The organism is Paenibacillus sp. SEL3, from assembly GCF_054602585.1.
On the sequence record NZ_CM137725.1, the window covers coordinates 1,531,956 to 1,545,486 of the forward strand.

Here is a 13,531-nt window from a genome sequence, read left to right on the forward strand (position 1 = left end):
TGTCTATTCCTCTCCTTCAATTATAATCGTATGTCCGTTCGTTATTTCCTGCTCTTTGGTAAAAATCCATGACAAAATAAATCCTCCGTGCTCAGGATCAGGCAGAGCCTGACGAGCATCTGCGCTAAATGGATGTGCACTGCGAATCGTGCAGCTTCCTGCTGAGATGGATGTGGCCAGTTCTGCACGGACAAGCCGGGAACCGGACCATTCCATGCCGACCGTCATCCCGCCATGTCCCTTCAATCCACTGACCCGTCCCTCCGGCCATGCCGTTGGCAGGGCAGGCAGTAACGTCAGCTCTCCCGGACGGCTTTGTAGCAGCATTTCTGCGATCCCCGCCGTCGCACCAAAATTACCGTCGATCTGAAAAGGCGGGTGAGCGTCAAATAAATTAGGATAGGTCGATTGCGACAGCAACGTGCGAACATACCGATGTGCGGCGTCGCCATCTTCCAGTCGAGCGTACAGATTAATCAACCAGGCACAGCTCCATCCGGTATGCCCACCACCGTGATCAAGCCGTCGACGCAACGATATGCGAGCCGCCTCAGCTAGCTCCGGGGTATCACGGATGTGAATTTGTCGACCAGGATATAACCCATATAGATGCGAAACATGTCGATGCCCAAGCTCCGCTTCCTCAAAATCGACAAACCATTCCTGTAGCTGACCGTGGCGACCAATTTGATAGGACATTAATCTGTCTCGTGTCTCCTCGCAGCGGTTGCGGAACTCATCATCTAGTTCCAGCAGATCCGCAGCTTGAATGCAGTTACCCAACAGCTCTCGAATCAGCGTCATATCCATGGTAGAGCCCATAGATATGCTGCAATCCTCGCCATCCGTCGTTTTGAATTTATTTTCAGGTGATGTGGATGGGGACGTCACAAGCTGACCCTCCGGGCCTTCTACGAGCCAGTCCATGCAAAAGGCTGCCGCCCCCTTCATGAGCGGATAAGCTTGTTCTGCCAAATAGGCTATATCCAAGGTAAACAGATAGCGCTCCCATAGGTGAGCAGTTAGCCATACACCTCCAAGCGGCCAAAATGCCCAGCTGGCATGTCCCCCTGAAGGTCCGGCGTATCTCCACACATCTACATTGTGATGAGCCGCCCATCCTTGAGCACCATAATGGATGGAGGCTACCCTCCGTCCCGTACGAGCCACTTCTCCAATCATGTGCAGCAAGGGTTCATGGCACTCGGCAAGATTGCATACCTCTGCGGGCCAATAGTTCATCTGAGTATTAATATTGGTTGTATAATTACTGTTCCACGGCGGCTGCACCCAGTCATTCCAGATGCCCTGAAGATTGGCAGGCTGACTCCCCGGACGCGAGCTACCCATGAGCAAATAGCGGCCATACTGAAATAACAGCACTTCCAGCCCCGGGTCGGCCTGACCTTTCTGATAACGTTCTAATCGCAGATCGGTCGGTAGAACGAATTCGTCGGGTAGAGTATCACCTCCCAGTTCTAATGCAACGCGGTCAAACAGCTTTCGGTGATCCTGTTCATGGCGTTGCCGCACCTGCTCAGTTCCCAGCGAAATTGCTCCGTCTAAAATGACTTGACATGCTTCTGCTGACTCCGTTGCATCACTATTCGGCATAGCGTGAAATCCCCTAAATCCAGTAGCTGCTGCCAAATACACCGTGATTTTATCCGCGCCTGAGATGATCAGCGCACCATCAGTGTCCTTCGTCAAGGTTCCTCCCTCGGGAATAACCCTCGCCTGAACTGCAAAAGCCATCCCCAAATCATTTTCATAAACGACAGACTGTGGATGATCACCGTGATAATTAGATTCCACATGACTGGGCGCTCGTCCAGTCAATGTCATAAAGTCCCCGGATGGCTCCTCGGATGGATCATCCTCTTTATCGCTATCCCATTTGGATGAATCACCAAAATGTACATCCTCTCCAACCTCGTCTTCACAAGGATGGGGGGAAGTGATGCGCACGGATGCTTGGATCTTCCCAAGCTTATTCGCAGTCAGTGACACCATGATGATTCCATCTGGCGCACTGGCGATAACTTCACGGGTATAGCGGACTCCATCACTCTGAAAAGTGACCGCTGCGGTTCCGGTCAGCAAATCCAGTTTCCGTTCATAATGTGCAATTTCCCCTAGGCCCTCCTGCGTAATCCACAAATCTCCCAAAGGCTGATAGGCTTCCGTATCGCGACCTAGCATATTCGTATTAATCAGTTGTTCCGCTTCCTTGTATTTTCCATCTGCAATCAACTTTCTGGCAGGCTGCAAATATCGCAATACATCATACTGAACGCCATCTCTGGGAAACCCGGACCAGAGCGTATCCTCGTTTAATTGCAAATGCTCCTCTCTGATTCCGCCAAATACCATAGCTCCCAGCCTTCCATTGCCGACTGGCAATGCTTCCTCCCATACCTCAGCAGGCTGGCGATACCATAAACGCAGGGACTGTGGCCTTTCGCCTTTCGTCACATCAAACCCTCCCCCATCAAGATCAAACAGAGCGCTAATCCCGTATGGACCTTAAGGACAAGCGCTCTGTCATTCCGGCATTTAAAATTTCGTTAAAAGCAGTCAGCTATTTAGAAGCCTTACCGCTCCATAACTCCACTCTGTCCTTCACCAGTTGCGTGTATTGCTGTTCCATTTGGACAGCTCCGGCGGCATCCAGTTCTTTAATCATGTTGTCGTATACCGTATCAAAATTGGAAGCTGGTGCTAAAATAGCTTCGGGTATACGTTTGCGGATAATGTCGGTCGTTTTTTTGAATGTAACGTTATAGTTGGATTCATTGTCTGTTGTCAGGTTATAGGCTGCGCCCCAAGGCTTTACATCAAATTCTTTTTTGTCTGGGAACAGATCTTTCCACGTTTTTACGCCATATGCTTTAAGGGATTCTTTCTCCGGCTTCGAATAAGCCGCGATAATTTGCTCCGGGAATTTGGCAGTATAGTAGTTACCCGTAGGGTCCTTCACGCCGTCACCATAGTGTCCGCTGATGAGCGTGTACAAATCTATACCCGTGGATTTGCTGAAGTTGGTTGCATTGTTCGTTTTTTGCTCCAGCACATCAGCCGGAATGATGCGTTTGCCATCTTTGATCTCATAATGCTTGCCCTCGATCCCCCAGTTCACTAGCACCTGTCCTTCATCGGAAGCTAAATAATCAAGGAATTTTATAGCCCGCACCGGGTCCTTGCAATTTTCCGTAATACCTACACCATAACCGGACACGAAGCCCATATCCTGAAAGGAACGATCCTTGTATTCCTCCGAAAGTGTAACTGGAAAATGCGCGTAGCTGGCATCAGCCTTACCTGACGCTTTTAATGCATTTTCAGCATCCTGATACCCCCACTCCTGGTCAATCAGACCGAGGACACGGCCGCTGGCAATTTTGGATTTGTATTGATCACTTTTTTGCACAAACGAATCTTTATCGAGCAGCCCTTCATTGTACATGTGGTTCAACCAACGAAAATATTCCTTTTCTTCTGGACGTTTGTAATGAAGTTTGGCTTCAAATGTTTTGGGATCAATAAAATATTCACCATCATCCGGCGCTCCAGTCGTCTGGAAGGCAGGATTCGTTACGGTAATCATAATTCTCCAGTCATCTGCATCCAGCGTGAGTGGGATTGTTTTTTTGCCATTGATCGTCGGATGCTTGGCAGTATAGGTTTTGAGTACGTTTTCATAATCCTGTAGCGTTCTTACCTTTGGATAACCTAACTCCTTGAGCACCTTATGCTGAATTTCAAATCCGCCTGTTGCGTCAAAACTTTCCTGTCCCACACCTGCATACGTAGGAAGGACATAGATGGATTGATCCTTATTACTGTATTTCAAACGATCCATATAGGGTCCATATAGCTTTTTGAGATTAGGTGCGTGATCGTTGATCAGATCTGTCAGATCAATCATGGCCCCCGCATCCACAAGCTTATTAATATTCGCTTTAGGAGAAACCAAGTCCGGGTATTCTCCACTTGCTGCCATCAAAGCAATTCGGTCATCTCCACCTCCACCGCTGACATCAAATTCCGCATTCAAGGTTACACCTGTTTTCTTGGTGATTTCCTTGCCTATTTCATCCTTCATTCCGTTCCATTGTGGGCTTGTATCTGCTCCGAAGAAGCTAAACGTAATCGGGTCTGTACCGCTGGATGTGCTCTCCTTCGCTGCTTTATCGCTTCCCCCACAACCTGCGAGTGCGGTAAGTGACACCGCGAGGAAAGGAATCAGTGCAAATCTGGACCAGTGTTTTTTCATGTATAAATCCTCCTATATTCTTATGATGACTTCTCCTGCAAATAACTACTATTTACTGCCAGAATCCTGGCTTTTATGATTTCACTGCCCCCAGCGTCATACCGCCTACAAAATACTTTTGCAAGAACGGATACACCATCAGGATGGGGAGCGTAACCGTAATCGTGATTGCCATTTTGATCGACTCTGGTGAAATTTGAGCCATTTGTTTAGCCATGTCGTTGCTATTCGTCATACTGGAGCCGCCTTGCTGCGTACTTTGCAGTATTTTCATCAGCTCATACTGTAACGTCGTCCATTGCGACGCCCCACCGTTGTATAAATACGTATCAAACCAAGCATTCCACTGACCTACTGCCAGAAAAAGAGCAATCGTTGCCAATACTGGTTTGCACAGCGGCAAAATAATTCTCCAGTAAATCGTAAAATCATTTGCTCCATCGAGTTTGGCAGACTCCTGCAACGCATACGGCAAACCATCCATAAAGGAACGAATGACAAACACGTTAAATGCACTGATTAAGCCTGGAAAAATGTACACCCAAAACGAACCTAGCAGATGCAAATCCCGCATCAAAATAAACACGGGCACCATCCCGCCGGAAAAATACATCGTCAACGCCAAAAACGTAGAAATAAACTTACGAGCACGAAACTCGACCCGACTCAATGTAAAAGCAAGCATAGATGCGCAGATCAATCCGAGTACCGTCCCGACCAAAGTACGAAGAATAGATATTTGCAGTCCCTGAAGAAGGCCATCGTACTGGAAAATCGTTTTGTAATTTTCGAGCGTAAATTGGCGGGGCCATATATAAATACCACCACGAACCGTGTCCGTTGAATTGTTCAGGGAAATCGCAAGTACGTTCAGAAATGGGTACAGCGTCAACACCACGATCAGAGCCATGAGGATATAGTTAAATAGGTCAAACAGCTTCTCAGACCGGGTAGCATTAAATGCCTTATTCGTCATTTCGCTTCTCCCTCCCTACATGATGCTTTCTTTGGTCAGTTTTTTGAATATACCGTTCGCCGTAAACAACAGCAGAATGCTAACCAGCGAGTTGAAAATACCAATTGCCGTCCCGTAAGAGAAGCGACCCAAATTAATCCCGTAATTGAGCGCGTACAGATCCAGCACCTCGGAATAATCCGTCACAAGACTATTGCCAAGCAAGAACTGCTTTTCAAAACCGTTGCTCACCAGATGTCCAATCGCCATAATGAACAGAATGGCAATCGTCGAGCGGATACCCGGCAGTGTAATATGCCACATCTGTCTCCAACGACTCGCTCCATCCACGCGCGATGCTTCATACTGTTCTTGATCAATTCCGGTGATTGCAGCTAAATAAATAATCGTATTCCAACCTGTCTCCTTCCATATGTCGGAAGCGGTTACAATATACCAGAACCAGCTCCCCTTTGCCATGAACTGAATCGGTTCATCCACAATATGAAGCGCTACCAATACATCGTTGACAATGCCTCCGTCAATGGACAGCATCTTGGTGACCAAGCCGGCCACAACTACCCAGGATACAAAATGCGGGAGGTAGGATATTGTCTGCACAAACCGTTTGAACAGCATACCACGCAGCTCATTTAACAGAATTGCAAAGAAGATCGGTACGACAAAACCAAATACAATCCCCATCAGGCTCATCGCTAGCGTATTGCGTAATACCAGATAAAATCGTTCATCCTGAAATAGCTCAATAAAGTTATCCAGCCCTACCCATTTCTGGTCCGTAAAAGATTTGGCTGGCTTATAATTTTGAAACGCCATCGTCCAGCCCCAAAGCGGAAGATAGCTGAAAACAAACACCCATATGACGAAAGGAATGGACATAAAATAAAGATACTTTTGCTGCTTCACACTGTCCCACAAGCCTTTTTTACCACGGTCAGGCTTCGGGCCGCGAGCCTTGCGTGGTCTTCCCCTATTGGATTCAGGAATCAAAGCACTATTGTTGGAAGCGGTTTCAGTTGAAGATCCCATAACAAGCTCCTCCTCATCTCTAGATACTATTATCATACTTTGCTGGCTTGGAAGCGGATACCCGACGAATTAGGAGAAAAATCAGTTCAAAATTAGATATATGGGATGAAAAAAATTACATTCGTGCCACTACGCATGCGGATGGTGCTTCCCATCGCTGTTGTCCCCGGATTTCTTGAATAAGCACACAAAGGTAGAAAGCCGGGGACAGTTTATGCTTGCGATGCGAGCTTTCCTGCAGAAAGCTTTAAGGCGACCGCTTCGCTTGTCCAGCACATTCCGCCTGTTCCGTTCTAATGTAAATTCCCTGAAAGAAGTCTTGTAAAAAACAAAAGATCAGCAATGTAAGCTGATCAGAGGTAAAGGGTAAAGGATAAAGCATAATGCAAAAAGGATAATGCATACTGCACCACAGGTGGTGGATGATATATACACACTGTCGCAATTAACCTAATGATTGATTGAAGGAAAAAAAGCTTTCTGGCATCAATGTGCCAGAAAGCTTTTTTGATTTATTTTACTGTGATGGTCCCGTAGTACATGTACATACCGCAATTGTACTCATATACGCCTGGTTTCAAGTCCTGGACGGTAAAATAATTATTTTCGTGATCCAGGTAAACGTCCATTCCGATCTTCAACGACTGCACTTCATCAATGCAAGTGAAGGATGTCATTTTCTTGAAATTGATTTTGGTTGGAACGCCGGCTTTCACTTCAATATTTTTAGGATAGAAACCGTCCCCTTTTACACCCACTGTAACAATCTCATATTTAGTTTTGTCTGGCTCTTCCTGAGCTTGTTTAGGTTGAATGGCCGGAAACGACGACACGCTCCCCTGAAAATAAAACAAGACAAACCCGCCCATGCTCAGGGCTACAAAACCAATCAGCATCAAATGCCAATGCTTAGAGATTAGTGTTTTCATTCATATCAGCCTCTCCAGTTGAATGTCTGCATGTGACGCATCAACTCTAACCAGTATATAAAAGTTAATCAAAATTTTAAATACCTCATTTCACAGGCTCGGATGATCCAGCTCATACAGATTACGGTAACGAGACTGCTCCTGCCACAGCTGCTCATGACTGCCGCGCATGGAAATGGTGCCCTGCTCCATAAAGATCACCTCGTCCATATGCTCCATTCCTGTGAGATGATGCGTGATCCAGATCAATGTTTTGCCCTTCAGCACACGAAACATCGTCTGCATGAGCTCATGCTCTGTCAGCGGGTCAAGCCCCACTGTCGGCTCATCCAGCAAAACAATCGGGTGATTTTGCAGCAAAATCCGCGCCAGTGCAATTCGCTGTTTTTCTCCACCGGAAAAACGAAGGCCCGTCTCATGCATTCGGGTATCGTAGCCCTCCGGCAAAGAATCAATTAGAGTTCCAAGCCCTACCTGCTTCGTCACTGCACGCACCTCATCCAGCGTAGCATCGGGTCGTCCCAGCCGAATATTGTTCGCTACCGTTGTATCGAATAAATACGGCTGCTGGTTCAGCACCGCAAATAGATTGGAGTATGCTCCACCTGTGTATACGGGAATCCCTGCGACAGTGACGCTCCCTTCATCAGGCTGCAATGCTCCCTGAATCAGATTCAGTAGCGTGGACTTGCCCGCACCACTGCGACCAAGCAATGCAACCTTGCCCCCCTGCGGTACGTGCAAGGAGATACCACGCACGCTCCATTCCTGCGTTGCCGCATAGCGGTAGCTTACGTTGTTCAGCAGCAGGTCTCCTCCGTGGCCCAATCCCAGAGCGGCAGCCTGCTCATCTATAGTGTCAGCTGTGCCGCCTGCTGCTGGGTGTCCTGCATCCACAGTAACCGGAAGCGATGATGACACAGGTGTAGGTGTGTCTTTCTCCGAATCCTTCAACCGTCGAAGGGAATCCTGATACTCCGGTGCATGCACCACTGCTTCTCCAGCGCGAACGAAGGCATCCAGCAACGGAAAAGCCACAAGGGCAAAGGATGCCAGGCATGTGGCTTCTATACGATTCTGTGCTACTAGGCCTCCGGCCCACACAGTCATAATCACAATCCCACCGCCTACAACGCATTGTGCCATCCAATGAGAACGCCACTCGCCCCGGCGAAGTGAATTTTCCATCACGGCAGCCCTATTGTGCCGTTGTGTAAAGGTACTCAGGAAATGCCCAGTCCGTCCGCTCAGCACCAGATCACTCATGCCGAACAGAGCATCCGTCAGGTCCTGATAGGCTTTACTCCGTTCCTGCTTGAACATTCGCCGTTTGGCGAGTGAGGTCCATAGTGAGATAGCTGGGGCAATAAAAAGCAAAAATCCTCCATATAGCGCCATAAGCAAGGCAAAGGTTCCGTCCATCCGTCCGAGCGCCGAGATGCCTGCTGCATAAATCAGCAAAGCCGATAGCGCAGGCAGAACTAGCTTCAGATAGATGTTTTGAAGCTGCTCAATATCCTCTGCCAGCAACCCCAATAAATCCCCTGTACGGAATTTGCTGCGGATCATCAGCGCCTGCGGTTCTACTGCCCGATATAAGCGTACCCGCATACGGGACACCAGACGCAGTGCGGCATCATGTCCTACCAAGCGTTCCAGGTACTGAATAACCGCTTTACTAAAACCAAATGTTCGCACAAGCACAATTGGAACGTACACCATTAATATATTTTCCGGTTTTAAGGCCGAACGGGTAATCAGATGACCGGACGTAAAAAGCAACGCGCCCGCACATCCAATGGCCAGCGCGCCTAAAAGAGCAGCTAGCAGAAAGGCCCAAAAATATTGTCTCAGATACGTCACAAACCAGCCTTGTCTGCTATTATCCGTTACTCTCATATCGTCCGTTCCCTCCTTCCGACATCCCCGTCAGCAATCGGTAATATGCCCCCTTACGGGCAATCAATTGTTGATGGGAACCTACTTCTTCCAGACGACCTTGATTCATCATCCAGACACAGTCCATATCTGGCATCCAATGTAGCCGGTGGGTGGCAAGAAACACTCTTTTGTGTTTCAAAACCGATAAAATCGTCTGTTTTAGCTCCCACTCTGTCTCAATATCCAGATGCGCCGTAGGCTCATCCAATAAAATGACCGGACGGTTACTGAGCAACGCCCGCGCCAATGCAATCCGCTGCGCCTGTCCTCCGCTCAACGTCCTACCCGCTTCACCAATGGACTCATTCATTCCACCCGGAAGACCGTCTACCAGTTCACGCAGTCCAACCGCGTCAACCGCCCACTCCACCTGCTGGTTGGATGCCTCCGGTTCATAAAAACGAATATTATCTGCCAGAGAAGCGCTAAACAGGTATGGATGCTGTGGAATATACGCAATATGCCGTTGCCATTCAGCTTTTGCATCCCCAGCCAATCTGCATCCATTCAGGAGCAGTTCGCCCGAAGTGGGATCAGCAAAACCGCCAAGCAGGCTAAGCAGCGTCGTTTTACCTGCACCGCTAGCTCCAACGATGCCGATCATGTTCATGTGCGGTTCAACATTGGCAGACACATGTTCAAGCCGAGCCGAACCGTCTTCATTAAGGAGGCACACATCGGACAGCTCAAGAATGTCCTGTCCCGTGATGTCCAATCCTTTATCGTTAGCTGCCTGTTTATTCGGCTCGGTAGCGTCATCTTCTTTACTGAGAATGGAGCGGATTGCTCCCCAAGCCTCCTTACCATCCAGTGAAGCATGATAGTCTGATCCCAACTGGCGTATGGGCATAAAATATTCTGGGGCCAGAATAAGCACCGCAAGCGCTGCCTCCAAACCCACCGAGCCACTAATCAGGCGCAAACCCAAGCCTACCGCAACAAATGCGACCGATAGCATACTAAAAAAATCAAGGGCAAATGAGGAAAGAAACGCTACCCGCAGCGTGCGCATCGTTGCCGTGCGGTATTGGTCGCTGACCTTCCCAACTGTTTCCCCATGCTCTTGGCTACGACCCAAAAACCTTAATGTCTGAAGTCCACGCAGCGAATCCGTGAAATGGTGAGATAACAGACGATAGGAACGCCACTGCTTGTCTGCCTGCTTCCGCGCCGCCAAGCCGAGTAAAATAAAGAAGCCTACCAGAATCGGCATCGTAGTCGTCAAAATCACACCTGAAATGACATCCAATGTGAAAACATACACAAGTACAAGTATAGTGACAGCCATCATGTCAATCATACGAGGAATGGACAGTTCCAAATATGTGCGAAAACGATCCATGCCGTCCAGCGCTAGCGTCACCAACTTGCCGCTACCTTCCTGCGCTGCAAAACCCGGTCCCCGTTCGAACAAACGTGCAAGCAGACGCTCCCGTAAGGAAGCGCCTGAAGCTTCAGCAAAACGGCCTGCTGTCCGGCGTTGCAGCCAGATCGCCGTATGCCTCGTTGCAAAAGCAGCGAAAAACAACGCCAGCGACGGCCAAGCCATCACCAGCGGATTTTGTTCAAACAAAATCGTAACAGCCTTTGCCAAGAAGACTGCTTGTGCAATCACTGCGGCCCCCTGGAGCAGGGAAAGGGCAGCCAGTAGCAGCATCACTGGCCGAATGCCCTTTAATTCAAACCATGCCTTATCCATTAGTATTCCAAATGATCCTTCTCACTGAGACGCTTATGGAAAACAAAATAGCTCCACGCCTGATAAGCCAGCACAAAGGGTAAAAGCGTTGCTGCAACAATCGTCATGGCTTTCAGGGTGTAATGACTGGAGCTTGCATTATAAATCGTCAAATCAAAAGCACTGTTAATCGAGCTCACCATAAATCTTGGGAACAAACCGACGAATAACGAAACGAAGGTCAGCAAAATCACTGCACCTGTCATCCCGAAGGCCCATCCTTCACGGCGCTGCTTCAGGAAGTACCACGTCAGCACATAGGCGACAATTCCGACTGCTACCGCAGCATACATAAAGGGACCGCGACGCGCAAATAAATCCGTTGCAAAATAAGTCCATACCACCATGCCAGCGAGTAAAATGCCCAATACCGGAAGAAATTTGGATGCCATCACGCGAGCACGATCCCGTACTTCTCCAATCGTCCGCAGAGAAATAAACGTCAGTCCGTGCATTAGGCACATTCCGACCACTGTCAGTCCAATCCATACGGTATATCCATTGAATACATCGGAAAATCCAGCTTTCAAATCCATGTTTTGCTGAATAGGTACACCTTTCACCAAAGCCGCAAAAGCCATACCGAACAGCATCGGCGGTAGAAAGCTGCCAATCAGAATGCAGGCATCCCACGTTCCTGTCCACCATTTTCCTTCAGCCTTTCCGCGGAACTCAAAAGAAACTCCACGCAAGATCAAACCTAGCAAAATAAACACAAATACGAGATAATATCCGCTGAACATAGTCGCATAAAAATGCGGAAAAGCGGCAAACATTGCACCTGCTGCTGTAATCAGCCACACTTCGTTGGCATCCCAGAATGGACCAATCGTATTGATCATCAAACGTTTTTGTTGGTCATTACGCGGCACCAATCCTGTGGCCATTCCTACGCCAAAATCAAAGCCCTCCAGAAAAAAGAAGCCCGTAAACAGCACAGCGATCAATAAGAACCATAAATCATTTAGCGACAATGGTGTCACCCCCTTGAGCAAAAGGATCATGAATTACCGTTTGCTGATGTGGCTCAATATCTGGACCTTTGCGAGCCGTACGGTAAAACAGAAACGCCAGCACACCTGTTAAAATTAAATACAATGTGGTAAATGAGATGAACGAGAATAGCACTTCTCCTGCCACAACTGTAGGCGAAACAGAATCTTTCGTTTGAAGCAAACCAAATACCGTCCACGGTTGGCGACCTATTTCAGTCATGATCCAACCTGAAGTATTCCCAATGAATGGAAGGGATATCCCCCATATCATCAGACGGAAGAACCAGCGATGTGAACCTTCCAGCTTTTTACGGAACGTCAGGTAAGCCCCGTATAAGGCGAGTGCAATCATGCCACATCCAGCCGCAATCATAATGCGGAAGCTCCAAAACGTGGTACGTACTGGCGGGATATAATCGCCCGGACCATACGTTTTTTCATATTGGGCTTGCAGCTCATTCATACCAGGCACAGAGCCGGTAAATTTACTATAGGATAGAAAACTCAAAGCAAAAGGAACTTTAATCTCAAAGGTATTTCCCTTGTTTCCAGGATCAATCCATGCGATAACGGTCCAAGGAGCGGGGTCACCACTGTTCTCCCATAATCCCTCACTGGCAGCCATCTTCATCGGTTGTGTTTTCACCAAATATTGAGCCTGTCCATGACCAAACAAAGGAATAGCAATGGCACTGATTAAGGCAACAATAATACTCAATTTAAAAGAAGGTTTAAAAAAGTCCATATTCTTTTTGTGCATCAGCTTCCATGCACTGATACCCGCGATCAGAAATGCCCCCGTTGCAAAAGCAGCAAACAATGTATGTGGAAATTCCCATAACAGTTGTTCGTTTGTTAACAAAGCGGCAAAATCTTTCATTTCTGCACGTCCATTTTGAATCTCATATCCTACTGGACGTTGCATGAATGAATTAGCAGCTAGAATCCACAATGCCGATAACATCGTACCGATCGATACCAACCACATACAAATTAGATGGACCGTTTTGGACAATCTTTCCCAACCGAACACCCATAATCCGATAAAGGTCGATTCTAGGAAAAATGCAAGCAGTGCTTCAATTGCCAGCGGCGTACCGAATACATCACCCACAAAACGGGAAAAGTCCGACCAGTTCATCCCGAACTGGAATTCTTGCAAAATCCCGGTGACTACGCCCAGTGCAAAGTTAATCAGCAGAAACGTTCCCCAGAATTGAGCCATTTTTTTGTACAAGTCATTTTTCTTGATAACATACATAGTCTCCATAATTGCCACCAATAACGACAATCCAATGGAGATCGGCACATAAACAAAGTGAAGAATCGTTGTGGTTGCAAACTGCAACCGTGCCAAATCCAATACGTCCATGATGTTGCTCCTCCCCCTACACTTCTCTTAACATTGATTTATAGTGTCTGTAATCTGAAGTCTTCTACATTTGTGATAGTATTCACATTCTTACATATGCAGCGGTCACTTTTTTAGAAAATGAATCACTCAACTACCTTCACTATGGTTATCATGATCCGGCTTCAGATTATCCCCATTATATAGAATAAATTTAAATGAAATAGAATCAAAAATGTGAACATCGTGTCAAAGTTGTGTCATAACGATGGCGATTTGATGAAAACGACCTAAAC

10 protein-coding genes are annotated in these 13,531 nt (G+C 47.6%); 1 reads left to right on the plus strand and 9 read right to left on the minus strand.

Translation table 11 applies throughout. The features are described from left to right. Nucleotides 1–3: 3 nt before the first annotated feature. The 4 genes from ACYCS5_RS07355 to ACYCS5_RS07370 form a co-directional block, all read right to left on the minus strand. On the minus strand, nt 4–2,475 hold the full coding sequence (locus ACYCS5_RS07355; protein ID WP_459761006.1) for a glycoside hydrolase family 95 protein: 2,472 nt from the start codon (nt 2,473–2,475) through the stop codon (nt 4–6). Between the two features lie 106 nt (nt 2,476–2,581). Beyond that, the gene (locus tag ACYCS5_RS07360) at nt 2,582–4,276 is read right to left on the minus strand and encodes an ABC transporter substrate-binding protein (RefSeq protein ID WP_459761007.1); all 1,695 of its coding nucleotides are present in this window, start codon (nt 4,274–4,276) and stop codon (nt 2,582–2,584) included. Between the two features lie 73 nt (nt 4,277–4,349). Then, complete coding sequence (locus ACYCS5_RS07365; RefSeq protein WP_029519239.1) at nt 4,350–5,252, minus strand: carbohydrate ABC transporter permease; 903 nt, start codon at nt 5,250–5,252, stop codon at nt 4,350–4,352. 15 nt (nt 5,253–5,267) lie between these two features. Further along, nucleotides 5,268–6,281 carry an ABC transporter permease gene (locus tag ACYCS5_RS07370; RefSeq protein WP_029519240.1) on the minus strand — a complete coding sequence of 338 codons (1,014 nt, stop codon included), beginning with the start codon at nt 6,279–6,281 and terminating at the stop codon, nt 5,268–5,270. A gap of 175 nt (nt 6,282–6,456) precedes the next feature. Here ACYCS5_RS07370 and ACYCS5_RS07375 point away from each other — a divergent pair, with 175 nt between their 5' ends. Next, nucleotides 6,457–6,606 (plus strand): hypothetical protein, encoded by a 150-nt coding sequence (locus ACYCS5_RS07375; protein ID WP_340886406.1) that lies wholly within the window; start codon nt 6,457–6,459, stop codon nt 6,604–6,606. A gap of 187 nt (nt 6,607–6,793) precedes the next feature. Here ACYCS5_RS07375 and ACYCS5_RS07380 read toward each other — a convergent pair whose 3' ends face one another. The 5 genes from ACYCS5_RS07380 to ACYCS5_RS07400 form a co-directional block, all read right to left on the minus strand. Then, nucleotides 6,794–7,210 (minus strand): cupredoxin domain-containing protein, encoded by a 417-nt coding sequence (locus ACYCS5_RS07380; protein ID WP_209949899.1) that lies wholly within the window; start codon nt 7,208–7,210, stop codon nt 6,794–6,796. Between the two features lie 90 nt (nt 7,211–7,300). Further along, the gene (gene cydC, locus ACYCS5_RS07385; RefSeq protein WP_069011657.1) at nt 7,301–9,109 is read right to left on the minus strand and encodes a thiol reductant ABC exporter subunit CydC; all 1,809 of its coding nucleotides are present in this window, start codon (nt 9,107–9,109) and stop codon (nt 7,301–7,303) included. Continuing rightward, entirely contained in the window at nt 9,093–10,850 is a 1,758-nt protein-coding gene (cydD, locus tag ACYCS5_RS07390; protein ID WP_322252658.1) for a thiol reductant ABC exporter subunit CydD, read from the minus strand. The genes cydC and cydD overlap by 17 nt, the downstream gene beginning before the upstream one ends. Next, entirely contained in the window at nt 10,850–11,863 is a 1,014-nt protein-coding gene (gene cydB / locus ACYCS5_RS07395) for a cytochrome d ubiquinol oxidase subunit II (RefSeq protein WP_080710733.1), read from the minus strand. The genes cydD and cydB overlap by 1 nt, the downstream gene beginning before the upstream one ends. Further along, the gene (locus ACYCS5_RS07400) at nt 11,850–13,256 is read right to left on the minus strand and encodes a cytochrome ubiquinol oxidase subunit I (RefSeq protein ID WP_069011655.1); all 1,407 of its coding nucleotides are present in this window, start codon (nt 13,254–13,256) and stop codon (nt 11,850–11,852) included. Before ACYCS5_RS07400 ends, cydB begins: the two co-directional genes overlap by 14 nt. Between the last annotated feature and the right edge of the window lie 275 nt (nt 13,257–13,531).

Bases quoted from the DNA above. Each gene is read 5' to 3' on its own strand.
- cydC (WP_069011657.1), bottom strand. From the start codon at position 9,109: ATGAGAGTAACGGATAATAGCAGACAAGGCTGGTTTGTGACGTATCTG.
- ACYCS5_RS07360 (WP_459761007.1), bottom strand. From the start codon at position 4,276: ATGAAAAAACACTGGTCCAGATTTGCACTGATTCCTTTCCTCGCGGTG.
- cydD (WP_322252658.1), bottom strand. From the start codon at position 10,850: ATGGATAAGGCATGGTTTGAATTAAAGGGCATTCGGCCAGTGATGCTG.
- ACYCS5_RS07400 (WP_069011655.1), bottom strand. From the start codon at position 13,256: ATGGACGTATTGGATTTGGCACGGTTGCAGTTTGCAACCACAACGATT.
- ACYCS5_RS07370 (WP_029519240.1), bottom strand. From the start codon at position 6,281: ATGGGATCTTCAACTGAAACCGCTTCCAACAATAGTGCTTTGATTCCT.
- ACYCS5_RS07380 (WP_209949899.1), bottom strand. From the start codon at position 7,210: ATGAAAACACTAATCTCTAAGCATTGGCATTTGATGCTGATTGGTTTT.
- ACYCS5_RS07365 (WP_029519239.1), bottom strand. From the start codon at position 5,252: ATGACGAATAAGGCATTTAATGCTACCCGGTCTGAGAAGCTGTTTGAC.